The 20,241-nt window shown below is 71.2% G+C and carries 22 protein-coding genes; 10 read left to right on the top strand and 12 right to left on the bottom strand.

From position 1 onward, the window contains the following. Positions 1-226: 226 nt before the first annotated feature. From RT054_RS07255 to RT054_RS07275, 5 genes are read left to right on the top strand one after another with little or no spacing between them, the layout of a single operon-like run. Entirely contained in the window at positions 227-631 is a 405-nt protein-coding gene (locus tag RT054_RS07255) for a GntR family transcriptional regulator (protein ID WP_312718745.1), read from the top strand. After that, complete coding sequence (locus tag RT054_RS07260) at positions 628-1,197, top strand: ATP-binding cassette domain-containing protein (protein ID WP_312718744.1); 570 nt, start codon at positions 628-630, stop codon at positions 1,195-1,197. Before RT054_RS07255 ends, RT054_RS07260 begins: the two co-directional genes overlap by 4 nt. Then, positions 1,194-1,649, top strand: a complete 456-nt coding sequence (locus RT054_RS07265; RefSeq protein WP_313022806.1) for an AAA family ATPase — start codon at positions 1,194-1,196, stop codon at positions 1,647-1,649. Before RT054_RS07260 ends, RT054_RS07265 begins: the two co-directional genes overlap by 4 nt. After that, positions 1,646-2,365 (top strand): hypothetical protein, encoded by a 720-nt coding sequence (locus RT054_RS07270; protein WP_313022807.1) that lies wholly within the window; start codon positions 1,646-1,648, stop codon positions 2,363-2,365. The genes RT054_RS07265 and RT054_RS07270 overlap by 4 nt, the downstream gene beginning before the upstream one ends. After that, positions 2,365-3,000, top strand: a complete 636-nt coding sequence (locus RT054_RS07275) for a hypothetical protein (protein ID WP_313022808.1) — start codon at positions 2,365-2,367, stop codon at positions 2,998-3,000. The genes RT054_RS07270 and RT054_RS07275 overlap by 1 nt, the downstream gene beginning before the upstream one ends. Before the next feature lie 100 nt (positions 3,001-3,100). On the opposite strand, the gene RT054_RS07280 is transcribed toward RT054_RS07275, so the two are convergent. Genes RT054_RS07280 through RT054_RS07290 form a run of 3 tightly spaced genes read right to left on the bottom strand, consistent with a single transcriptional unit; the run spans position 3,101 to position 4,160 of the window. Beyond that, the gene (locus tag RT054_RS07280) at positions 3,101-3,523 is read right to left on the bottom strand and encodes a DUF3224 domain-containing protein (RefSeq protein ID WP_313022809.1); all 423 of its coding nucleotides are present in this window, start codon (positions 3,521-3,523) and stop codon (positions 3,101-3,103) included. Next, positions 3,520-3,834, bottom strand: a complete 315-nt coding sequence (locus RT054_RS07285; protein WP_313022810.1) for a hypothetical protein — start codon at positions 3,832-3,834, stop codon at positions 3,520-3,522. The genes RT054_RS07280 and RT054_RS07285 overlap by 4 nt, the downstream gene beginning before the upstream one ends. Next, entirely contained in the window at positions 3,807-4,160 is a 354-nt protein-coding gene (locus RT054_RS07290; protein WP_313022811.1) for a maleylpyruvate isomerase N-terminal domain-containing protein, read from the bottom strand. The genes RT054_RS07285 and RT054_RS07290 overlap by 28 nt, the downstream gene beginning before the upstream one ends. 106 nt (positions 4,161-4,266) lie before the next feature. On the opposite strand from RT054_RS07290, the gene RT054_RS07295 reads away from it, so the two are divergent. Together RT054_RS07295 and RT054_RS07300 are read left to right on the top strand one after the other, a co-directional pair. Next, the gene (locus tag RT054_RS07295; RefSeq protein WP_313022812.1) at positions 4,267-5,301 is read left to right on the top strand and encodes a helix-turn-helix domain-containing protein; all 1,035 of its coding nucleotides are present in this window, start codon (positions 4,267-4,269) and stop codon (positions 5,299-5,301) included. A gap of 112 nt (positions 5,302-5,413) precedes the next feature. Further along, a complete protein-coding gene (locus RT054_RS07300) occupies positions 5,414-5,797 on the top strand; it encodes a DUF2200 domain-containing protein (protein ID WP_313022813.1) in 384 nt (127 codons plus the stop codon). A gap of 121 nt (positions 5,798-5,918) precedes the next feature. Here RT054_RS07300 and RT054_RS07305 read toward each other — a convergent pair whose 3' ends face one another. Then, positions 5,919-7,463, bottom strand: coding sequence for an MFS transporter (locus RT054_RS07305; protein ID WP_313022814.1), 1,545 nt, complete (start codon positions 7,461-7,463; stop codon positions 5,919-5,921). Positions 7,464-7,611: 148 nt separating this feature from the next. Here RT054_RS07305 and RT054_RS07310 point away from each other — a divergent pair, with 148 nt between their 5' ends. Further along, on the top strand, positions 7,612-8,121 hold the full coding sequence (locus RT054_RS07310; protein ID WP_312718733.1) for a TetR/AcrR family transcriptional regulator: 510 nt from the start codon (positions 7,612-7,614) through the stop codon (positions 8,119-8,121). A 112-nt stretch (positions 8,122-8,233) separates the two neighbouring features. On the opposite strand, the gene RT054_RS07315 is transcribed toward RT054_RS07310, so the two are convergent. Continuing rightward, complete coding sequence (locus RT054_RS07315; RefSeq protein WP_312718732.1) at positions 8,234-9,214, bottom strand: D-glycerate dehydrogenase; 981 nt, start codon at positions 9,212-9,214, stop codon at positions 8,234-8,236. Between the two features lie 8 nt (positions 9,215-9,222). Next, positions 9,223-10,416, bottom strand: a complete 1,194-nt coding sequence (locus tag RT054_RS07320) for an aminotransferase class I/II-fold pyridoxal phosphate-dependent enzyme (protein WP_313022815.1) — start codon at positions 10,414-10,416, stop codon at positions 9,223-9,225. A 360-nt stretch (positions 10,417-10,776) separates the two neighbouring features. Here RT054_RS07320 and gdhA point away from each other — a divergent pair, with 360 nt between their 5' ends. Continuing rightward, the gene (gdhA, locus tag RT054_RS07325) at positions 10,777-12,132 is read left to right on the top strand and encodes an NADP-specific glutamate dehydrogenase (protein ID WP_313022816.1); all 1,356 of its coding nucleotides are present in this window, start codon (positions 10,777-10,779) and stop codon (positions 12,130-12,132) included. A gap of 112 nt (positions 12,133-12,244) precedes the next feature. Here the strand turns inward: gdhA and RT054_RS07330 are convergent, their stop codons facing one another. The 6 genes from RT054_RS07330 to gndA all read right to left on the bottom strand — a co-directional run bounded on the left by RT054_RS07330 (position 12,245) and on the right by gndA (position 18,818). Further along, positions 12,245-12,778 (bottom strand): hypothetical protein, encoded by a 534-nt coding sequence (locus RT054_RS07330; protein WP_313022817.1) that lies wholly within the window; start codon positions 12,776-12,778, stop codon positions 12,245-12,247. A gap of 69 nt (positions 12,779-12,847) precedes the next feature. Further along, complete coding sequence (locus tag RT054_RS07335; protein ID WP_313022818.1) at positions 12,848-13,315, bottom strand: SRPBCC family protein; 468 nt, start codon at positions 13,313-13,315, stop codon at positions 12,848-12,850. Next, a complete protein-coding gene (locus RT054_RS07340; RefSeq protein WP_313022819.1) occupies positions 13,312-14,979 on the bottom strand; it encodes an ATP-binding protein in 1,668 nt (555 codons plus the stop codon). The genes RT054_RS07335 and RT054_RS07340 overlap by 4 nt, the downstream gene beginning before the upstream one ends. A gap of 268 nt (positions 14,980-15,247) precedes the next feature. Further along, a complete protein-coding gene (locus RT054_RS07345) occupies positions 15,248-16,498 on the bottom strand; it encodes an MFS transporter (RefSeq protein ID WP_313022820.1) in 1,251 nt (416 codons plus the stop codon). Continuing rightward, complete coding sequence (locus RT054_RS07350; protein WP_313022822.1) at positions 16,495-16,980, bottom strand: hypothetical protein; 486 nt, start codon at positions 16,978-16,980, stop codon at positions 16,495-16,497. The genes RT054_RS07345 and RT054_RS07350 overlap by 4 nt, the downstream gene beginning before the upstream one ends. 245 nt (positions 16,981-17,225) lie before the next feature. Beyond that, the gene (gene gndA, locus RT054_RS07355; protein WP_312718719.1) at positions 17,226-18,818 is read right to left on the bottom strand and encodes an NADP-dependent phosphogluconate dehydrogenase; all 1,593 of its coding nucleotides are present in this window, start codon (positions 18,816-18,818) and stop codon (positions 17,226-17,228) included. Between the two features lie 202 nt (positions 18,819-19,020). Here gndA and RT054_RS07360 point away from each other — a divergent pair, with 202 nt between their 5' ends. Continuing rightward, on the top strand, positions 19,021-20,178 hold the full coding sequence (locus RT054_RS07360) for a hypothetical protein (protein WP_312718717.1): 1,158 nt from the start codon (positions 19,021-19,023) through the stop codon (positions 20,176-20,178). Positions 20,179-20,241: the final 63 nt, after the last annotated feature.

Genomic DNA, 20,241 nt, shown 5'->3' on the forward strand with positions numbered 1-20,241 from the left:
CTGGTCGTGTTCGCGAGCGGACGCGAGGGTGCCCAGTGAACCGTTCGGGCTGTCAGTGCCGTCGGCGTCCGGACGCGAGGGTGCCGAGTGAACCGTTGTGGCTCCGCCGAGTCCGAGGTCGGGCGCCCGACGGCCTGTCCTTCGTGCCGTGACCCCGGCGCCGCCGACCCATTGTGCCTACCGTCCTTACTGTCTATAGTGCACATAGACAGTAAGGGGGTTCAGCGTGCGCATCGTCATCTCCAATGCCTCGGGGAAGCCGATCTACGAGCAGATCGCCTCGCAGATCAAGGCCGCGATTGTCGCGGGCGAGCTCAGTGAGGGTGAACGACTCCCCTCGATTCGCGGCCTCGCCCGCGATCTGCGCGTCTCCGTCATCACGACGACCCGCGCCTACTCCGACCTCGCCACCGAGGGCTTCGTCGCCAATGTCCAGGGCAAGGGGAGTTACGTCCTCGCCCGTGACGCCGACCTCATGCGGGAGCACGCGCTGCGGGAGGTCGAATCCCATCTCTCCCGGGCCGTCGATGCGGCCCGCCTCACCGGTGTCGCCGATGCCGATGTGCGCACCGCGCTTGACGCCCTCCTCGCCGCCGACGAGGACTCCGACACGACAGGGGAATCGCGATGAACGACAAGCCGATCGATTCCGCCGTCACCTCCACCGGTGCAGCCGCCGACATCCCGCGCTCCGACGCCGGTGTCACCGACGGTCCTGCGTCCCGGGCGGCCACGGCCGGCACGACGGAGGCCGCGTCGACGGGGGTAGCGTCGGAGAGGGCAGCGTCGACGAGGGCAGCGAGTGAGGCCGGCGACATCACGACCTCCGCGCTGGCGATTCGCGGCCTGGTGAAGCGCTTCCCCGGTTTCACCCTCGACGGCATCGACCTCGACGTGCCACGCGGCTACGTCGTCGGACTCGTGGGCGCGAGCGGCTCCGGCAAGACGACGACGATCGGGGCCGCCATCGGCACGATCGTGCCGGACGAGGGGCAGATCGCGGTTCCGCCGATGGATCGCGTGGGTGTCGTCCTCGACACCCCCTACTTCATGCGTTCCTGGACCCCGGGCCGCATCGAGCAGGCCGTGCGGCCGTTCTATCCGGCCTGGTCGGAGGACCGATACCGCGACCTGCTCGCCCGTTTCCGCATCCGGACGAGCATGAGACTCAGGACCTCTCTCGCGGTCAGGGGATGAAGCTCCAGGCGGCCGTCGCGCTCGCACACGACCCGGCCCTCCTCATCCTCGACGAACCGACGGCGGGCCTCGACCCGCTCGCCCGCGACGAGTTCCTCGACGTCGTCGCCGAGGTTATGGAGGACGAGGCCCACGCGGTCCTCTTCTCCAGCCACATCAGGAGCGATCTCGAACGCGTCGCCGACTACGTCACCGTGCTGGACCACGGGCGTGTCGTCACCTCCGCCCCGACGCAGGACCTCATCGACGGCTTCCGCGTCGTCCGCGGCGACGTCCGCGGTCTCGCCGACGACATGCGGCGCGCGATGTACGGATTCCGCCTCTCCAGCGCCGGATTCGAGGGGTTGGCACGGACGGAGGAGGCGGCCACGTGGCGAGGGGACCTCGTCTGTGACCCGCCGACCCTCGACCAGATCGTCGTCGGCGTGGCGAAGGGTCGGCCGTCGTCATGAGCGAGTCCACGCGGACCGACACGCTGATGTTCGTCGACGGCCGCGATCTCGCCCGAGGTCGGCTCGAGGACAGCGCGGGAGCCGCCCGCCTCGACCACCTCAGCACCGGCAACGGGGTTCGGGGCGGCGCGGTGCTCGTCGGTGTCATCGTGGGTCTCATCGGCCTGTTCGGCGAGGTGCACGCGGCGATGTTCGGCGCGATGTTCCCCGCCTACGTCTCGGCGCTCGGCATGGCCTGGGACGCCGAAGCGAAGGAGCATGGTGGGGTCCTCCGCCGCGTGGTCGGGCTGTCCCGCCGCAGCATCGTCACGGCGCGCTACCGGGAGATGGGGGTGGTGGCGGCCCTGGCGCTGGGCGTCGCCGCGACCCTGAACGTGGGCGTTCTCGCGCTCATGGACGAGGACCCCACGCCCGCCGCGTTCGCCTACTGGGCGATGGCCTGCTTCGTCGTCGTCTGCCTCTGTGTCGGCATCCCGATGCGGATCCGCGACAACGCCGGCCTCACCTTCATCGCGACGGCAGTCGTCGGGGTCGCGGTGGTGGTCGTCGTGCTGCTCGTCACCGAACCGTGGATCGGTGGAGGCGGGCCGCCCTTCCCGGGTGGGCCCGCGGCCCTCGCCCTCGCGTGCCTCATGGTGCTCGGCCTCCTGGTCGCCGTCGGGGTGCCGATCTCGCACCGGGTCGCCGTGCGTCTCTATGAGGAGAGGGACCTCTGATGCTGCGCGCGTTCGTGCTCGACCTGCGCCTGTCAGGCACACACGTCTCCTACGGGGGTCTGACCCTGCTGCTGCTCGCGGTGGGCGCGATCAGCGGAGATCTGTCTCTCGCCGGGACCTTCGCCTTCCTGTGGCTGGCCGTCGCGGGGCAGGTACACCACGCTCCGTCGGCCGCGGGGCCGGTGCCGACGTTGCAGAGCGTCCTCGGGGTGCCCCGACGGCATGCCGTCCTCGCCCGGTTCGCCCGTCTCGTCGCGCTGGCGGGGCTGCTCGGTGTCGTCGCCGGTGTCGTCGCGGTGGCGTGGCACGTCGCGGGGGTGGGAGATTCGTGGTCGCTCTGGAGCCTCGTCCTCTCCCTCCTCGCGGGGACACTCGCCGGCGCGGTGTCCCTCACGCTCGGCTACGGCCTGCCCGGACGCACGCAGCGGGTGGTCGCGACGGTCGCCATCGTCGGGTTGTTCCTCGCGTTCGCCCTGCCATGGCGCACCGTCACGGAGGAGGGAGGAACCGTCCGGACCGACCCGCTCTGGTGGGGCTCGGCGCCCATGGCCGGAGTTCTCCTCCTCCTCGTCACGGTCGTCCTCCTCGTCGGTGCCCGCTTCTCGGTCCGTGCCTTCGAACGCACCGACCTCTGACCCGGGGGAGAGATCGCAGCCAGGGATGTGGGGAGGCGGTCGCGATGGCGACCACGAGGCCACATCCCTGGCTGCGACGTCCGTTGCCGGAGACGGGAGTCTACGAACCGGAGTCCGGCCCCGCGTACTCGAGGTGTAGGTGGTGGGTGCCGTCGTCGTCGATGACGACGGCACCGGTGCCGGTGAGGCCCGCGAGGTCACCGGTGCCGCTGCCCGGGACGATGACGACGAGCTCGTGCTCGCGGCCGCGTTCGGGGCGCGTCGTCGCCGAATGGGCGATGGCGAGAGTGCCGGCGCGTCCGTCGACGCTGCCGGTGAAGGACTCGATCGCGAGGTAGGTGCCGGTGTTCGTCGTGGGGTCGTAGGCGGCGAGGAAGTGCGTCTGTGACCACCCCTCGATGTCGCCGTGGAACTCCTTGCGCATGAGTGCCAGGCCGATCGGTGTCCCGGTCGTGACGGTGGACTCGACCGGCTGGTCCTGCCAGTCGACCACCTCGAACGTGGCCTGCGTCCGGTGGGTCATCGCGCACCTCCCGAGCCGGCCGTCGCGGAACGCGGCGGGGTGAGGGTGCGATCGGGTGACCACCCCGGATCGCGACCCGAGAGACCGACCAGCCGGTCCAGCGCAGGCGCCTCCTCCGGAACCGGTACCGGTGGCGCGAACGGCTTGCCCTCGCCCTGGTAGTCCGGCGTGAGCATGGCCGGCGCGAAGAGCAGCGACGCGGCCACCCCGTCCTCGTCCGGATCCCAGGTCGCGCCCGTGGCGGCGGCGAGGTCCCAGCCGTGCACCTGGTACTCCCAGAGGATCATCGACAACGCCATGTCGCCGGGCATCCCGGCCTCACCGATGACGAGCGGCGAGGCCGCCGCCCCCGGAAGCACCCCCGCAGCCGGGCGGCGAGGTCTCGGACCTGCCGGGCGCCGTCACCGTCGATCGCGACCTGCTCGGGGTCCGAACAGCGTCCCTCGGGGTCGGTGAAGCCGTCGGTGAACGCCGTGAGCCACCCGAGGACGTGGCCGCGCAGTGCGGCGACGTCGTACTCGTGGCACGGCGTGCGGGCGTGGGCCCGGTCGGCGCTGACGCCGCTCATCAGGTCCGCCAGCTCGATGAGGACCGCGTCGAGATGACGGGCGGTCGTGGTCGTGCTCGTCTCGTCCATGGCGCCGACGGTAGGGCGAGCGCCCGCGGCGGTGATTGAAGAATCGCGACACGGTGAGCGCTCTTGCGCGCGGCCACGGGTGCGCCTCCGCGTTACTGTCGCCACCGTGGACCCGAGGCAGGACACGCGCGGCATCGTCGCCCCGACGCGGATGATGCAGCACGTCCGGTTCGCCCGGTTCCCGACGCCGGAACCCCTCACCGGACTCGTCGACTGGTACTGGCTCGTCGAGTGGGATCTCCCGCCGGGGCGCAGACACCCTCAACAGGTCCTCTCGCATCCGGCGGTGAACATCAGCGTCGGGGTCGCGCCGCCCCCGGGCGTCGACCCGCCGCCGGGGCCGTATCCCCTCCGCACCATGGTCAACGGGGTCGACGTGACGATGACGACCCGGACCCTCTCGGGACGGGGCTGGAACCTCGCCGCGAAGACGACGACCGGTGGTTTCGGTGCCTGGGTGGACGACGTCCGAGCTCTCAACGGCGCGTTCCTCCCCCTGCGCGCGGTGATGGACGAGGACGGGGACGCCCTCGCGCGCCGCTGCGCCGGAGACGCCCGAGACGCCCGAGACACCGGAGACGCCGGGTCCGCCAGGTCTGCCATGTGCGACGCGGTCGAGGACGGGTCCGACGGCGACACCGACCCGTGCGACGAGCCCCGAGCCCCCGGCGAGGACCGGCTCCACGACGTCGATCACGCCGTGAGGACCCTCGATGCGGCGCTCCTCGCGGCGCTGGTGGCACGGCCGGCCGAGCGGATCGCACTCTCCCGCGAGGTGGCCCGGATCGCCGCGGTCGCCGAACGGGATCGGTCCGTGCGACGCGTCGGGGAGCTGGCCCGCCTCGCCGGCGTCACGACCCGCACCCTCCAGCGCATGTTCGCCTCGTGCGCCGGTGTCTCACCGACCTACGTGGTGCGGCGGTTCCGCCTCCTGGACGCCGCCGAGATGGTCCGCGACGGTCAGAGCGTCGAGTGGGCCTCGATCGCCCACCAGCTCGGCTACGCCGATCAGGCGCACCTGACGAGGGACTTCACCGCGTCCCTGGGGCGCACGCCCGCGGCCTACGCCCGGGAATGCGCGACCGCCGATCCGACGCCCCCGATGATCGCAGCCGAGGATGACCCCGAGGGGTCGCCATGACGACCATGCCGCAGCATCCTCGCCTGCATCCCTCGTCTCGACGCCGTGCACGGATCCCCGTGACGGCACCGCACGGGCGGAGGTCCCGCGCCATCCCGAAGGAGTCGCCCACATGGCCGAGCACCGCATCTTCACCACCGCATTCGCCGACATCTATCCGCACTACGTGGCCAAGGTGACGCGCAAGGGCCGCTCCGAGGAGGAACTCGTCACCGTCATCGAGTGGCTCACCGGCTATGACGAGGCGGCGTTGCGACGGGTGGTCGCGAACGGCGTGGACCTGCGCACCTTCTTCGCCGAGGCGCCCGAGCTCAATGCGCGGGCCGCGCTCATCACCGGGGTGATCTGCGGGCACCGGGTCGAGGACATCACCGACCCCCTCATGCAACGGATCCGCTGGATGGACAAGCTCGTCGACGAACTCGCCCGAGGGAAGAAGCTCGCGTCCATCCTGCGCGGCAGCGACGTCGAGCCACCGTCGGCGACGCCGGCCTGAGGGCGCCCGAACCCGCCCGACTCCGACCCCGGGCGCCCTGAGGAACGCCTCGAGAGCGCCCCGTCTCCCCTCGTCACGTCGTGACGGCGGCCGCGTGGAGTGGCGCGAAACGAGGGGCAGGTCAGGTCGATTCCGTCGGGGCCGCGCGGCGGAGGACGGGCCAGACGACGAGCGTCGTCACGGTCATGATCGCCGCGCCGACGAGGCACGTCGTCGCGACGCCCTGCTCGAACGCCGTCCGGGAGGCGGCGCGGACGGCCTCGGCGAGGGGGGCGGGGAGGCGGTCGGCCGCGGTCATCGCGGTGCCGATCATGTTCTCGACGTCGGGCCGCACCTGCGCGGGCACACCGTCCGGCACCTGGAGCTCGGCGCGGTAGACCGCGGTGAGCAGGCTGCCGAGCACGGCGACCCCGAGCGCCGATCCGAGCTCGTACGCGGTCTCCGAGATCCCGGACGCCGCGCCCGCGCGTTCCGGCGGGACCGAGGCGAGGATGACGTCGTTCGTCAGCGTCTCCGCGAGCCCGGCCCCGCTGCCGACGAGGACGAAGATCGTGATGACGAGGGTCACCGGCGAGTCGGCCGTCATCATCGCGCCGAACGCGTACCCGACCACTGCGAGGGACAGCCCGACGCCGATGACCGTCGACACCGCGAACACCTTGGCCGCGGCCACGGCGAGCAGACCCGCGAGGATCGCGGCGGCCGCACCGGGGATGAGGACGACCGCCGCCTCCATCGGGGAGCGGCCGTCGACGAACTGCAGGTGTTGGGTCATGAAGAACATGAGTGCCGCGAACGCGAAGATCGAGAAGAAGTTCGCGGAGACGGACGCGGTGAACGCCGGACGCACGAACAGTCGCAGGTCGAGCAGGGGGTCGGGGCGGGTGAGCTGACGCCGCAGGAAGACGCCGCCGAGGATCGCGCCGGTGAGGAAGGCGGCGACCGTCATCGGCTGGAGGCCGCCGACGACCCCCTGCTTGATCGCGAAGACCATCGGCATCATCGCGCCGATCGAGAGGAACACGCTGGGGATGTCGAGGCGGCCGGCGTCGGGGTTGCGCGATTCGGGGAGGAGGAACGGCCCGGCGACGAGCAGGACGAGCACCGCCGGCACCGAGATGAGGAAGATCGCGCCCCACCAGAAGTGTTCGAGGAGCCAGCCGCCGAGGATCGGGCCGATGGCCGACCCGCCGGAGAAGCCCGTCGCCCAGATCGCGAGGGCGAGACGACGTTGGGTCGCGTCGAGGAAGAGGTTGCGCAGCAGCGACAACGTCGACGGCATGAGGGTCGCGCCGAAGATGGCGAGGAGGACCCGGGCGGCGATGAGGTGTCGGGCGTCGGGCGCGAGGGCCGCATACACGCTGACGGCCCCGAAACCAGCCGCGCCCACCATGAGGAGCAGCCGCCGACCCACCCGGTCGCCGAGCATCCCCATCGTCACGAGCAACCCGGCGAGGACGAGGCCGTAGACGTCGACGATCCACAACAACTCCTGCGCCGTGGGGGCCAGCGAGGTGGAGAGCTGCGGGACGGCGAACGAGAGGGCTGTGTTGTCGATGCTGACGACGAGGACCGGGAGGACGAGGGTCGCGAGTGCCGCCCACTGCCGAAGTCCCGCCCTCGGGGGGATCTCCTGGCCGAGGGCCGGGGGCGTCACGTCGGCCACGGGGGTACCTCCTGATCGGTCGGTCGGGGCGGGACGTCGTCCGCGCCGCGCAGAACCGTCCAGACGGCACAGTAGGCCGCGGGTCGGAGTCGGGGCGAATCGCCTCGTCGGTGAGAATGGGGGGACGACGACGTCAGGAGTCACCGCCGTGCGCGAGACCAAGGACCGCATCCTCGACGCCCTGGAGTGCGTGCTCATCGAGTCCGGACCAGCCGCGGCCACACTCGAGACCGTCGCGGCACGGGCACAGGTCTCCAAGGGCGGGTTGCTCTACCACTTCGGCGGCAAGGAGGCCCTGTTCAACGGGCTGCTCGACCGGCTGCGGGAACTCGGCGCCAAGGATGCGTCGACCCAGAACGATCGCGGCGCGCTCGCCGCCTATCTCGCGACCTCCTCCCGGGCCGAGGACGCGTACACCCGCACGCTCCTCGCGTCGATGCGACTCATCGGCACCCCCGGCATCGACGTCGAGAACGCCATTGCCGACAGCCTCGACCACTGGGCCGACGTCCTCGCCACGACCATCGACGACCCGCTCGTGCGTCGTCTCGTCATGCTCGTCGGCGACGGCCTCTACCTCCGGGCACTCCTCGGTGCGCAACGTCGCCCGCTGGACGACGACCTCGTCGGGCTCATCGAGTCCCTCGCGACGCGCTGACGCCGGCGATCGCCCCGTTCACGGCACGCCGAGCCCACCAGGTCGGGGGGCGACAGACGCGGATGCCCGGCCCGCGAGAGGACCGGGCATCCGGGAGCGTGGATCGCGTGGGTCAGAGCGAGGTGACAGGCGTCTCCGGTGCCGTCCCCGCGAGCACGGCGAGCGCGTTGCGGGCGGCGAGTTCGGCCATCGCCGTACGCGTTTCGACGGTCGCCGAGCCGAGGTGGGGGAGCAGGACGACGTCGTCGCGGCCGATGAGGCCCTCGTGGACGGCGGGCTCGTTCTCGAAGACGTCGAGGCCGGCGCCGGCGATCTCGCCGTTCTCGAGCGCCTCGACGAGGGCGGCCTCGTCGATGATCGGCCCGCGAGCCGAATTGACGACGTAGGCCGTCTTCTTCATCGCCGCGAGCGCCGCCGCGTCGATGAGGTGATGCGTCGACCCCTCCTGGCCCTTCGGGATGAGGGGGCAGTGCAGGGAGACGACGTCGGCGGTGGCGAGCAGCTCGTCGAACTCGACGCGGCGCGCGCCGAGTTCGGTGGCGACGGCCGGGTCCATCTCGAAGGCGTCCGTGTAGACGACGTCCATCCCGAACGCCTTGGCGCGGCGGGCCATCGCGATGCCGATCTGTCCGGCGCCGACGATGCCGATCGTCTTGCCCTGCAGGCCCATGCCGAGCATGTAGAACATGCCCCACTGCCAGGGAGTCCGGGAGCGGATGACCCGTTCGCCCTCGCCGAAGCGGCGGGTGACCATGAGCATGAGACCGAACGCGGTGTCCGCGGTGGTCTCGGTGAGCACCTTGGGGGTGTTGGTCGCGACGACCCCGCGCTTCTCGCACGCGGCGACGTCGATGTTGTTGAACCCGACCGCGACGTTGGCGACGACCTTGAGCTGCTCCCCGGCGGCCTCGAGGAACTCGTCGTCGACCTTCTCGGTGAGCAGGGTGAGGATCGCGTCGGCGCCTGCGATCATCCTCAGGCACTCCTCGCGGGGGATGCACTCCTCGTGGTCCCACATCGTGACGTCGTGCTCGGCCTCGAGCAGCTCGACGCCCTCGCGGGGGATGCGGTTGGTGATGACGACCTTGGCCATGGTGTTCCTCAGCTCTCGATCCACTGCTTGAGAAGGCCGAGGCCCTCGCGGATGTCCTCCTCCGGCAGGCCGGAGTAGGCGAATCGGACGTAGTGGCGGTCCTCACCCGGCTGCGGGCGGCCGAAGTGCTTGCGGGTGCAGAACGAGACGCCCGTGGCGTGCAGGGCCTCGGTGGCGAAGGCGTTGACCTCGTCGATGCCCTTGCGTTCCATGACCTCGGTGACGTCGGGGAAGAGGTAGAACGTCGACTCCGGCTTCGCGAGGCGCACCCCCGGGGTCTGCGAGAGGACGTCGAACGCGGCGTCTCGGCGTCCGCGGAGGGTGTCGCGGATGGCGGTGACCTCGCTCTGGTCACCGGTGAGACCCGCGGCCCCCGCGTACTGGATGAAGTGCGTCGTACACGACTCGTTGTTCGTGTTCATCGTCGAGATGACCCGCGCGACTTCGGGCGGGGCGATGGCTGCGCCGAGGCGCCAGCCGGTCATCGCGAACTTCTTGCTGAACGTGTAGAGGATGACCGTGCGCTCGGCCATGCCCGGCAGCGAGGCGATGCTCGTGGACGTCCCGGAGTACCGCATCTCGAAGTACGCCTCGTCGGAGAGCACCCACAGGTCGTGCTCGATCGCGAGCTGGGCGACGGCCTCGCGTTCGGCGTCGGTGGACTCCGCCGAGATCGGGTTCTGCAGGTCGTTGTAGATGATCGCCCTGGTCCTGGGGGTGATGAGCGAGCGGACCTGGTCGAGGTCGATGGCGAAGCCGCGTTCGGTGGGGACGTACCGGTACGCCTTGGCGACTCCGCCGAGGTACTCGATCTGCGACTCGTAGATCGGGAAACCGGGGTTGGGATACAGCACCTCGTCGCCGGGGTTCATCACGGCCTGGAGGAACTTCGTGATGACCGGCTTGCCGCCCGGCTGGACGACGACGGCGTCGGGGGAGTAGCTCGTGCCGCGGCGCGCGTTGACGTCGTCGGCGAGGGCCTCACGCAGGACCGGGATGCCGGCACCGGGGCAGTAGCCCGTCTTGCCGTCGGCGATCGCCTTGGTCATGGCGTCGGTGATGACCCGGGGGGTGGCCAGATCGATGTCGCCGAGATGGAAGGGGAAGATGCGGTGGCCCTTCGCCCCCCACTCACTTGCCGCGAGCGACACCGCGAACGCTGTCTCCGTTCCGAGCCTGCTCAACCGCTCCGCCAATGCCATGGCGATCTCCTTTCGGGTGCTGTCCGGCCAGCGTATCGACGGGGTGATGTGGCGTCCGGTGCTTCCGGAAATCGCGGCCTCACCTGCGAAGATGTCCCGGTGGGGAGGCCGGTGACTCGACCTGCGGGGAACGGGAGCGTCCCCCTGCGACGCCCCCCGCGACGTCGTGTCCGCACCCGGGACGTCGCGGTCTCCGCCCATCTCGTCGGAGCCGACGAAGACACATGGGTGGAGAGGTCTCGACCGTCGAGCCGGGCACGGGATCCGGAGAGCTAGGGTGGACGGGATGTCCGCCCTGCGCGACCGACGACGTGCGCCTGCAGCCGGACCGGACGACGTTCGACGACACCGAGGACCCCGATGACCCCGACGACCAGCGACCTGCACCCCACCTTGCGGCCCATGTACGAGACGGTGCTCCGTCGTAACCCGGGTGAGTCGGAGTTCCATCAGGCGGCACACGAGGTGTTCGAGAGCCTCAGCCCCGTCGTCGCCAAGCGGCCGGAGTACGTGCAGGCCTCGATCATCGAGCGCATCTGTGAGCCCGAGCGGCAGATCATCTTCCGGGTGCCGTGGGTCGACGACGCCGGCAAGGTGCAGATCAACCGTGGTTTCCGCGTGGAGTTCAACTCGGCGCTCGGCCCGTACAAGGGCGGGCTCCGCTTCCACCCGAGCGTGCTGCTCGGCACGGTCAAGTTCCTCGGCTTCGAGCAGATCTTCAAGAACGCCCTCACCGGCCTGCCCATCGGCGGCGGCAAGGGCGGTTCGGACTTCGACCCCAAGGGCCGCTCCGACGGCGAGGTCATGCGCTTCTGCCAGTCGTTCATGACAGAGCTGTACCGCCACCTCGGCGAGTACACCGACGTGCCCGCCGGTGACATCGGCGTCGGCGGCCGCGAGATCGGCTACCTCTTCGGGCAGTACAAGCGCATCACCAACCGCTACGAGGCCGGCGTCCTCACCGGCAAGGGCCTGAGCTGGGGCGGATCGCAGGTGCGCACCGAGGCCACCGGCTACGGCCTCGTCTACTTCGTCGACGAGATGTTGCGCGCGCAGCAGACCTCGTTCGAGGGCAAGAAGGTCGTCATCTCCGGCTCGGGCAACGTCGCGATCTACGCCGCCGAGAAGGTGGCCCAGCTCGCCGGCACGGTCGTCGCGATGTCGGACTCCGGTGGCTACGTCGTCGACGAGAACGGCATGGACCTCGAGGTGATGAAGGACCTCAAGGAGATCCGTCGCGGGCGCATCTCCGAGTACGCCGAGGGCCGCGAGGCCCGCTACCTCGAGGGCGGCACGATCTGGGACGTGCCGTGCGACATCGCCCTGCCGTGCGCGACGCAGAACGAACTCGACGAGACCCACGCCGCGACCCTCGTGAAGAACGGCGTCCGCATCGTCGCCGAGGGCGCGAACATGCCGACGACGCAGGCCGGCACCCGTGCACTGCGTGAGGCGGGCGTGCAGTTCGCGCCGGGCAAGGCCGCGAACGCGGGCGGCGTCGCGACCTCGGCCTTGGAGATGCAGCAGAACGCGTCACGCGACTCGTGGAGCTTCGAGACCACCGACGCCCGACTGCGCGACATCATGCAGGGCATCTACGGCAGCTGCATGATGACGGCCGAGGAGTACGGCATGCCCGGCGACGTCATCGCGGGCGCCAACATCGCCGGGTTCACGCAGGTCGCCGACGCGATGCTCTCTCAGGGCGTCATCTAGTCACCGGAAGTCATCCAGTCACCGGAAGTCATCTAGTCACCGGCTGTCATCACACCGGCCGGCACGACTCACGACCGGTTCCCGACGGGCCTTCTCGACGCGGCCGCGTCTCTCACGACCCCCGGATGGCATCGGCGTAGGGGTCGGAGATGCCGCCGGGCGGTTCGGTCGAGCGGTCGCCGGAGAGGAGCCAGGCCCCGTCGGCGTCGTGGACGAACTCGGCGCGCCGGTTCTCGCCCATCCCCATGGTCTGGGGGGCGCCGGCGGCGACCTCGGAGGCCGGACGGACGAACTCCGTGATCACCCGGTCGTCGACCTCGCAGGTCGACCCGGCGCACGAGGGGTCTGCGGGGTCGACCGAGGCGATGACGGCCTCGTAGCGATCCGTGGTGAGTCGCGTGGCCGCCTCGTGGATCGCCGTCTGTTGCCGGGAGACCTCCTCGGTCATCGTCGCGGTGAGACCCCCCGGCACCGTCGCGGTCGTCATCCCGAGTGCGTAGGCGGAGGCGCGCGCCTGGTGAACGGCGTGCAGGGTACGGGTGGCGGCCGCCACCTCGAGCGGGGCAGGCTCCGCCATCGCGGTGGAGGACAGGGCGAGGGCGACCGCCCCGAGGCCGCCGAGGACGAGGCCGGTCACGGTGCGCATGCGTTCATCATCGACGCCAGGTGCCCTCCCGATCGGGGGATCGGGAGGGCACCTGGTGTGTGTCGTGTCTCAGCTCCCCGAGACCGCGGAGGCGAGACGCGACAGGGTGTCCTCGAGGGCGTCCTCCTGGATGAGCGGGAACCTCACCTTCTTGAGCAGCTCCTTGTCGGTGACCTTGCTCCAGTCGTAGGTGAGCTGCACCTGCGTGGAGTTCGGTCCCTCGGGGGTGAGCTGATAGAGCCACTCCCAGCCCTTGGGCTCGGTGCCGGCGGGCGCGGTCTGCCAGGCGAGGAGCCGGCTCTCGTCGTACCCGGTGACATGGTTGTCGGTCTGGTAGTCCCCACCCATGTGGGGGGCGTTCATGTTCATCGTGAAGACCTGCCCGTTCGCGGTGATGCGGTCGGTCTTCTCGTCGGACACGATCTGGCCGGAGCCGTCGATCTCGCGGTGTCGTGCGGGGTTGGAGATGACGGCCCACACCTCCTGCGGGGAGGCGTCGATCGTGCGGCTGACGGTGATCTTCTTGTCGTCGCTCATGATTCCCACCCTGCCCCCTCGTCGGAGGAGACGCCAGCGGGGCCGTCGCCGAACACGCCACCCACCGGCACGTCGTCGGTCCCGTCGAACGCGGCCGTCACCGTTCCCGGGTCGCCGCTGCCCAGGAGGATCCGCGTCATGCGGCTGCGGGTGTCGAGGAGACCGTCGACCGCGGCGTCGAGATCCTCCGCCGTCGCGATCGGAGGCCCCGCGACCGATGTCGCGTCGTGCCCTCCGCCGCCGAGACGGTCGGCCCGCTCGGCCGCGACGAGAGCGGTGCGCCGCAGCAGTTCCTTGAGGAACGAGGCCGTGACCCCGGCCGCCCGGGCGAGCGCGGCGTCGATGCGCGCATCGGACGCCTCGAGCACGAGCGACCGGCGGTAGAGGTCGAACAGGCGCCGACGCGCGTCGAGGTCGGGCAGGTCGATGGCGACGGCCTCGTCGATGCGGCCGGGCCGGGCGGCGAGGGCGGGTTCGAGCAGGTCGGCCCGGTTCGTCGTGAGGACGAACGCGACGTCGACGTCACCGGCGATCCCGTCCATCTCGTTGAGGAGCTGGAAGAGCAGCGGGTGCTGCCCGGGGTGCATGCCGCGGTCCTCGGCGATGAGGTCGACGTCCTCGATGACGACGAGCGACGGCGCGAGCGAGCGGGCCGCGGAACACGCCTCGGAGATGAGGTGCAGGGCGCTGCCGCTCACCTCGAGGACGGTGACGTCGGTGAGGGTGCTGACGAGGTACCTGATCGTGTGCGTCTTGCCGACACCGGGCGGACCGTAGAGGAGCAGCCCGCGCTTGAGGTGTTGACCCGCCGCGAGGAGTGCCTCGCGGTGGCGCGCGACGCCGACGACCTGCCGTTCGACGGCCTCGAGCACGGCGTCGTCGAGGATGAGGTCGGCCCGCGTCATCTCCGGGCGCCGGTGGAAGGCGAGGACGGAGTCCCCGCCGTCGAACATGTCGCCGCCGAAGGAGAGGACCTGGCCGCGGAACACGTTCAGTTCGGAGGACAGCGCCTTGATGCGGGCGACGACGCGTCGCGCCGCCGCGGCGTCGTCGGCCGTGACCTCGACGGAGGCCCGCGTGATCCCGTACTGCGGCGTCGCGCTGCGGACGAAGACCACGTACCGGCCCTGCTCGTCCTCGACGAGGTACAACGCCCGGTCGACGCAGGGCAGGGTCGCGCCGTCGGGCCCGGAGGAACGGTTCGTGCGCTGAACGGCTCCGAGGCGCGCCTGGTCGGCATCGCGGGGCTCGAGCAGGCCCGCGAGTCGCACGGCCTCGTCGTACCCGTGGACGCCGTGGACGCGGTGGGTGCAGCCGGGCCGGGCGAGCCAGGCGTCGACGGCGGTCTGCACGTTGACCATCTCGTAGGACGCCCACGTCTCGGCGACGACGTCGCTCGTCTCGGCGGCGCCGAGGTGCTCGCGGATCGCCGCGCTCGGCACCGGCCGGTCCTCGAGGCGCGCGACCTTGACCGCACTGCGTACCCCTCGACGGGCAAGACGCCCGAGGTCCGCGAGTTCCGGCGGCCGGTTCTCGTCCAAGCCGGGCGCGACGGTGACGGTCGTCGTCCCGCCGCCCATGTCACCCGTGTCCGTCGATGACGACGGTGCCCCCGGCACCGTCGTCGGCGTCGCTGCGAACCACCCGAAACCACTGCCGCGCATGGCGACTCCCTTACCCGATCGGCCCGCCGTGCGGGCGCCGGCCCCCGTGACCGGACTCCTCACCCTGGGCCACGGCGTGGGCAGGGCGCAACCGAGTTCCCCCAGCTCGCCGCGGGCGAGGAGGGCCGTCGTGCCGTCACGCAGTGCCGGGCATGGCTGGGGCCCGCCCACGGCGTGCGCCCGGCCCCAGCCCGGACGGCCCGCGAGCGACCGCGTCTCCCAGACCGCGGATGACGTCATCGCTCATGCCCCCTCCGTCACAGGGGACTCAGGGGGAGGGGTGGGGCAGGGCGGGGATGCGGCGCAGCACGAGGGTGAGGAGGAAGGCGAGCCCGAAGAGCCCGGCGCACAGGAGGACGACGGAGTCCCACCCGCCGGACTCCCACGCGTGACCGGCCATCGCGCCGAACACCGACGATCCCGCGTAGTAGGTGAAGAGGTACCCCGAGGACGCCTGTCCCTTGGCCGCGCTCCCACGCGCCGCCCGCGCCGCCACCCAGCCGCTCGCCACACCGTGCAGGGCGAAGAAGCCGCCGGTCATGACGGTGAGGGCCACCGCGACGAGCAGGATCGGGGTGAACCACGTGCCGAGCAGGCCGACGAGGGTGATGAGCGCGCACACCGGCGCGACGGTGCGCTGGCCGAACCGCGCGGCAGCCCGACCGGCGTAGGTCGAACTCACCGAGCCCACGGCGTAGGTGAGGAAGACGAGTCCCACGACGCCGACCGAGTACCCGTACGGCGGGGCCATGAGCCGGTAACTCGTCGCGTTGAACACCCCGACGAACGCCCCCATCGCCGTGCCGCCGATGCCGAACAGGCAGAGGAACGCGGGGTCGCGGAGGATGACCCGCGCGGCCGCGAGGAGATGAGCGGCGCTCGCGGGCGCCGGGGTGAACCCCCGGCTGCGGGGGAGGAGGACGCGCACGGCTACGGCGCACGCGAGGCTCACGAGACCGACGCCGAGCAGCGCCGTGCGCCACCCGGTGACCTCGGCGATCGCTCCGGTGACGAGCCGCCCCGACATCCCGCCCATCGCCGTCCCGCCGATGTAGAGGCCGGCGGCGCGAGCGGTCGCGGACGGGTGGACCTCCTCGGCGAGGTAGGCCATCGCGACGGCGGGGAGCCCGGCGAGAACGACACCCTCGACGAGCCGCAGCGCGAGCAGCACGTTCCAGCCCGGCGCGAGGGCCCCGGCGAGGGCGATCGAGGACGCCGCGAACAGCGACGCGTGCATGAGCGGCGTGCGGCCTCGGACCTCCGACATCGGGCCCGCGACGAGCAGCGCGAGCCCGAGCCCGGCCGTCGCGACCGACACCGACAACGCGGCGGTGCCGGCGTCGAGGCCGAACTCCTCGGACAGCAACGGGAGGATCGGTTGGGTGCTGTAGAGCAGCGCGAACGTCACGACCCCGGCGAGGAACAGCGAGACCGTGATACGGCGGTACTCCGGGCTGCCCGGCAGGTACCCCTCGAACGCCGCCCCGGAGGGGGACGGTGTCCCGCCGGCGGCGCTCATTCCCCCTCCGGCAGGCGGAAGCGGCGGGAGAACCAGACCGCCCACACGAGGGCGCCGACGATGTACACGAAGAACGGCCACGAGCCGATGGCCTCGCGCCCGCGCAGGGTGAGCGTGACGAGGTCGTACATCCCCGCGGCGACGAGGAGGTTGGTGGCGGCGAGCAGGAGCGACAGGTGGCGGGAGACGAGCGCGACCGTGGCGTCTCTCCGTTCAGGGGCGAGCCAGTAGTCCCTGTTCGGCATGTTGAGAAAGGTCGCGGGCGGCCGGATCGCCGCCTTGACCACGATCGGCATGACGACCAGCAGGAGGAGGGCGAGCCAGGCGTTCACGCCGAGGAAGCCCGCTCGGGTGCCCCAGCCGTTCACCGTGCCGTCCAAGCCCACATGCGACGCGACCCCGTCGGGCGGCAGCACGAATCCCGCCCACACGACGACGCCCGCGTAAAGGAGCGCACTCGCCACCCACACCGTTTTCGCCATGGTCACAGGTCTACCAGCACCGCCCGATCCCCGATGCCGTGGTCGATCATGTCGACCTCATCGACCGCCATGACGCCCGGATACCGCCCGGGTGACGCCGGGATGCCGCCCGGCGACCTCCGGTCGCCCGCCGCGCCCGAGGAGGTCGTGGGTCCGTCCACGATGACCGGGCGCGCCCACCGTGAGAGCGCCCCGCGACCCCGGTCCTCTCGGGGCGTGCGACGACCTCCCGGCGACGCGCGCCGTCAGCCGACGGCGACCTCGCTGCCGTCGCCGGACCAGAGCGTGTGGAAGCTGCCCTCGGCATCGGTGCGGCGGTAGGTGTGGGAGCCGAAGTAGTCGCGGAGGATCTGGGTGAGGGCCGCGTTGACGCGCGGCGCCCGGGCCATGTCGTAGTAGGCGAGCGCCCCGGCGAATCCCGGCACGGGCACCCCGGCCTCGACGGCGCGGGCGACCGAGCGGCGCCACCCGCCCTGTGCGGCGGCGAGGCCTTCGGCGATCGAGGGGGCCTCGAGGAGGGTGACGAGGTCGTGGGCGGCGTACTCGTCGCGGATGCGGTCGAGGATCTTCGCCCGGATGATGCAGCCGTCCCGCCAGATCTTCGCGAGCTCGGCCATGTCGACGTCCCAGCCGTACTCCTGGCCCGCCATGCGGATCTCGTCGAGGCCCTGGGCGTAGCCGACGACCTTCGCCGACCACAGCGCGGCGCGCAGGTCGTCGACGAACGCCTCGCGGTCCTCCACCGACAGGGTGGCGTCGGGCCCGGTGAGGGCCTGCTGCGCGTGGGCGCGGAGCTCGTCGTGCGCGGACGTCGCACGGGCGAACACGGCCTCGGCGATCGCGTTCAACGGCGTCGCGAGCTCCAGGGCGTTCTGGACGGCCCACGTTCCGGTGCCCTTCATGCCGGCAGCGTCGACGATGACGTCGATGAGGGGGGCGCCGGTCTTGCGATCGACCGCACGGAGGACCTCGGAGGTGATGCCGATGAGGTAGGAGTCGAGGTCGCCGCTGTCCCAGGTCTCGAAGACCTGGGCGATCTCCTCGAGCGAGAATCCCGCGGCGCGGAGCATCTCGTACGCCTCGCCGATGAACTGCATGTCGGCGTACTCGATCCCGTTGTGGACCATCTTGACGAAGTGACCCGACCCGTCCGGGCCGATGTGCGTGCAGCAGGGCTCGCCGTCGACGTGCGCCGAGATCGCCTCGAGCATCGGGCCGACGATCTCGTAGCTCTCGGCCGGCCCGCCGGGCATGATCGACGGCCCCTCCAGCGCGCCGACCTCACCGCCGGAGACCCCGGCCCCGACGAAGTGGATGCCGCGTTCGCGGAGGGCGGCCTCACGGCGCCGCGTGTCCTGGAAGAAGGAGTTGCCACCGTCGACGAGGACGTCGCCCTCGTCCAGCAGCGGGGTGAGGGTGTCGATGACCTGGTCGGTGACCTCACCGGCCTTGACGAGCAGGATGATGGACCGCGGTCGCGACAGGCTCCGGACGAAGTCCTCCACGTCGCCCGCGGGGACGAACGCGCCCTCGGACCCGTGGTCGCGCATCATCGTCTCGGTGCGGTCGGGCCAGTGGTCGTACAGGCCCACCGCGTACCCGTGCCGGGCGAGGTTGCGGGCGAGGTTGCTCCCCATGACCGCCATGCCGACGACGCCGATGTCGGCCGAGGCCTCGGCCGGAGTCGGGATCTCGTGGGAGGGCCGGTGATCCGGGCCCCCGACGTCGGTGCCGGTGTCGGCCGCCGCCGCGCGCTGCTGAGCCGGGCGGTTCTCCTCGGTGGCGAACTCCTGATCGCCGTCGTGGGTGTCGCGGACCTGCTCGTCGGGCGTCGTCATCCTGGCTCCTGTGTGCGTCGGTGAGCTCTCGCTGGGACCCACGCTACGGCCCGTCCACCCGGGCGTGCGGCGGGACCTCCGTCGTCGGGATGCCGGCCCGTCGACGAAGCACCGGCGCGTTTCCTCCCCGACAGGCCCTGCCGGGGGCACGATGCTCCGGAGCACGCGACGGCGTGCCGACCCCTCCGAGAGGAACCAGCTGATGCGTCACCTCCGTCCTGTCACCGCGGTCGCCCTGAGCGCCGCGCTCCTCACCGCGCCCGGGATCGCCACCCTGTCCCCGGTGTACGCGGCCTCGTCGGCGACCACCGTCGCCACGGCGAACCCCGACCCCGCCGCCCTCAAGGCGCGCATCGCCGCCCTCATGCCCAAGGGCGACACCGCCACGAAGCGGGCGTTGGACCGCCTCATCAGCGAGCCGAGCAGCATCGACGGCACCCAGTACCAGTGCGGTCCGACGGAGTTCGCCGCGTGGCAGAAGCGATCGACCGCGAACTGGACGGCCGACGACTTCACGATCCTCGACAACCTCGGCGCGTTCGACCTGCCCACCTACGACGCCCTCGTCGACGGCTCGGAGAACGACCCCGCCTACGCCCTGCGCGCGGACGCCCAGGTCATGACCAAGACGATGCGCAAGCTCGAGAAGTTCTGGGACATCAAGAGCGACGACATTCAGCTCATGGCGATGCACGGCGACATGCTCCGCGACACCGCCCGCACCTCCCGCATGTATCAGATCGCGTACGAGCTGCCCAAGGCCCAGGCCGACGAGCTGGCCGCGATCCTCGCGCAGTACATCGCACAGCCGAAGTTCGAGTACGGCAACCACCCGATGTTCACGCTCAACGCCTTCGCGTTCACCACCTACGGCGAGCCGATCGAGGGCGTCGGCGTCGTCGGCGACCGCATCGTCATGGGCGACGGCATCCTGCGCGCCTACCGCGAGATGGGGTACGGCGATGTGGCCCCGCAGGCGATCCTCGCGCACGAGTTCGGCCATCACGTGCAGTTCGAGCTCCGCATGCACGACGACCACCCGAGCCCCGAGGCGACCCGCCGCACCGAACTCCACGCCGACGCCTCGGCCGCGTACTTCCTCTCCCACCCGCGGGGGATGAGCATGCAGATCAAGCGCGTGACCCAGTTCCTCCGCGTCTTCTACTCGATCGGCGACTGCGGGTTCTCCAGCGACGGTCACCACGGCACGCCGCTCCAGCGCGAGCGCGCCGGCAACTGGGCCTACCAGCTCCAGGAGAGCGCCCGGCCCAAGGGCAGGATCCTCGGCTCCGTGGAGTTCGCGCGTCTCTTCGACGCCGTCCTTCCGCGCCTCGTCGCCCCCGACGCCAGGGCCGCCTGAGCCCACGCTCGAAGACGTCACCGCGGCGGCGTCAGGTGCAGGTCCCTCATCGGGGCCTCGCGC

Source organism: Mobilicoccus sp. (genome assembly GCF_032060985.1).
In the GTDB taxonomy this organism is placed as follows: Bacteria; Actinomycetota; Actinomycetes; order Actinomycetales; family Dermatophilaceae; genus Mobilicoccus.

Excerpts from the sequence above, each read along its gene's own strand:
- RT054_RS07260 (WP_312718744.1), top strand. The coding sequence starts at position 628 with ATGAACGACAAGCCGATCGATTCCGCCGTCACCTCCACCGGTGCAGCC.
- RT054_RS07265 (WP_313022806.1), top strand. The coding sequence starts at position 1,194 with ATGAAGCTCCAGGCGGCCGTCGCGCTCGCACACGACCCGGCCCTCCTC.
- RT054_RS07270 (WP_313022807.1), top strand. The coding sequence starts at position 1,646 with ATGAGCGAGTCCACGCGGACCGACACGCTGATGTTCGTCGACGGCCGC.
- RT054_RS07275 (WP_313022808.1), top strand. The coding sequence starts at position 2,365 with ATGCTGCGCGCGTTCGTGCTCGACCTGCGCCTGTCAGGCACACACGTC.
- RT054_RS07280 (WP_313022809.1), bottom strand. The coding sequence starts at position 3,523 with ATGACCCACCGGACGCAGGCCACGTTCGAGGTGGTCGACTGGCAGGAC.
- RT054_RS07285 (WP_313022810.1), bottom strand. The coding sequence starts at position 3,834 with ATGCCCGGCGACATGGCGTTGTCGATGATCCTCTGGGAGTACCAGGTG.
- RT054_RS07290 (WP_313022811.1), bottom strand. The coding sequence starts at position 4,160 with ATGGACGAGACGAGCACGACCACGACCGCCCGTCATCTCGACGCGGTC.
- RT054_RS07300 (WP_313022813.1), top strand. The coding sequence starts at position 5,414 with ATGGCCGAGCACCGCATCTTCACCACCGCATTCGCCGACATCTATCCG.
- RT054_RS07315 (WP_312718732.1), bottom strand. The coding sequence starts at position 9,214 with ATGGCCAAGGTCGTCATCACCAACCGCATCCCCCGCGAGGGCGTCGAG.
- RT054_RS07320 (WP_313022815.1), bottom strand. The coding sequence starts at position 10,416 with ATGGCATTGGCGGAGCGGTTGAGCAGGCTCGGAACGGAGACAGCGTTC.
- gdhA (WP_313022816.1), top strand. The coding sequence starts at position 10,777 with ATGACCCCGACGACCAGCGACCTGCACCCCACCTTGCGGCCCATGTAC.
- RT054_RS07330 (WP_313022817.1), bottom strand. The coding sequence starts at position 12,778 with ATGCGCACCGTGACCGGCCTCGTCCTCGGCGGCCTCGGGGCGGTCGCC.
- RT054_RS07335 (WP_313022818.1), bottom strand. The coding sequence starts at position 13,315 with ATGAGCGACGACAAGAAGATCACCGTCAGCCGCACGATCGACGCCTCC.
- RT054_RS07340 (WP_313022819.1), bottom strand. The coding sequence starts at position 14,979 with ATGCGCGGCAGTGGTTTCGGGTGGTTCGCAGCGACGCCGACGACGGTG.
- RT054_RS07345 (WP_313022820.1), bottom strand. The coding sequence starts at position 16,498 with ATGAGCGCCGCCGGCGGGACACCGTCCCCCTCCGGGGCGGCGTTCGAG.
- RT054_RS07350 (WP_313022822.1), bottom strand. The coding sequence starts at position 16,980 with ATGGCGAAAACGGTGTGGGTGGCGAGTGCGCTCCTTTACGCGGGCGTC.
- gndA (WP_312718719.1), bottom strand. The coding sequence starts at position 18,818 with ATGACGACGCCCGACGAGCAGGTCCGCGACACCCACGACGGCGATCAG.
- RT054_RS07360 (WP_312718717.1), top strand. The coding sequence starts at position 19,021 with ATGCGTCACCTCCGTCCTGTCACCGCGGTCGCCCTGAGCGCCGCGCTC.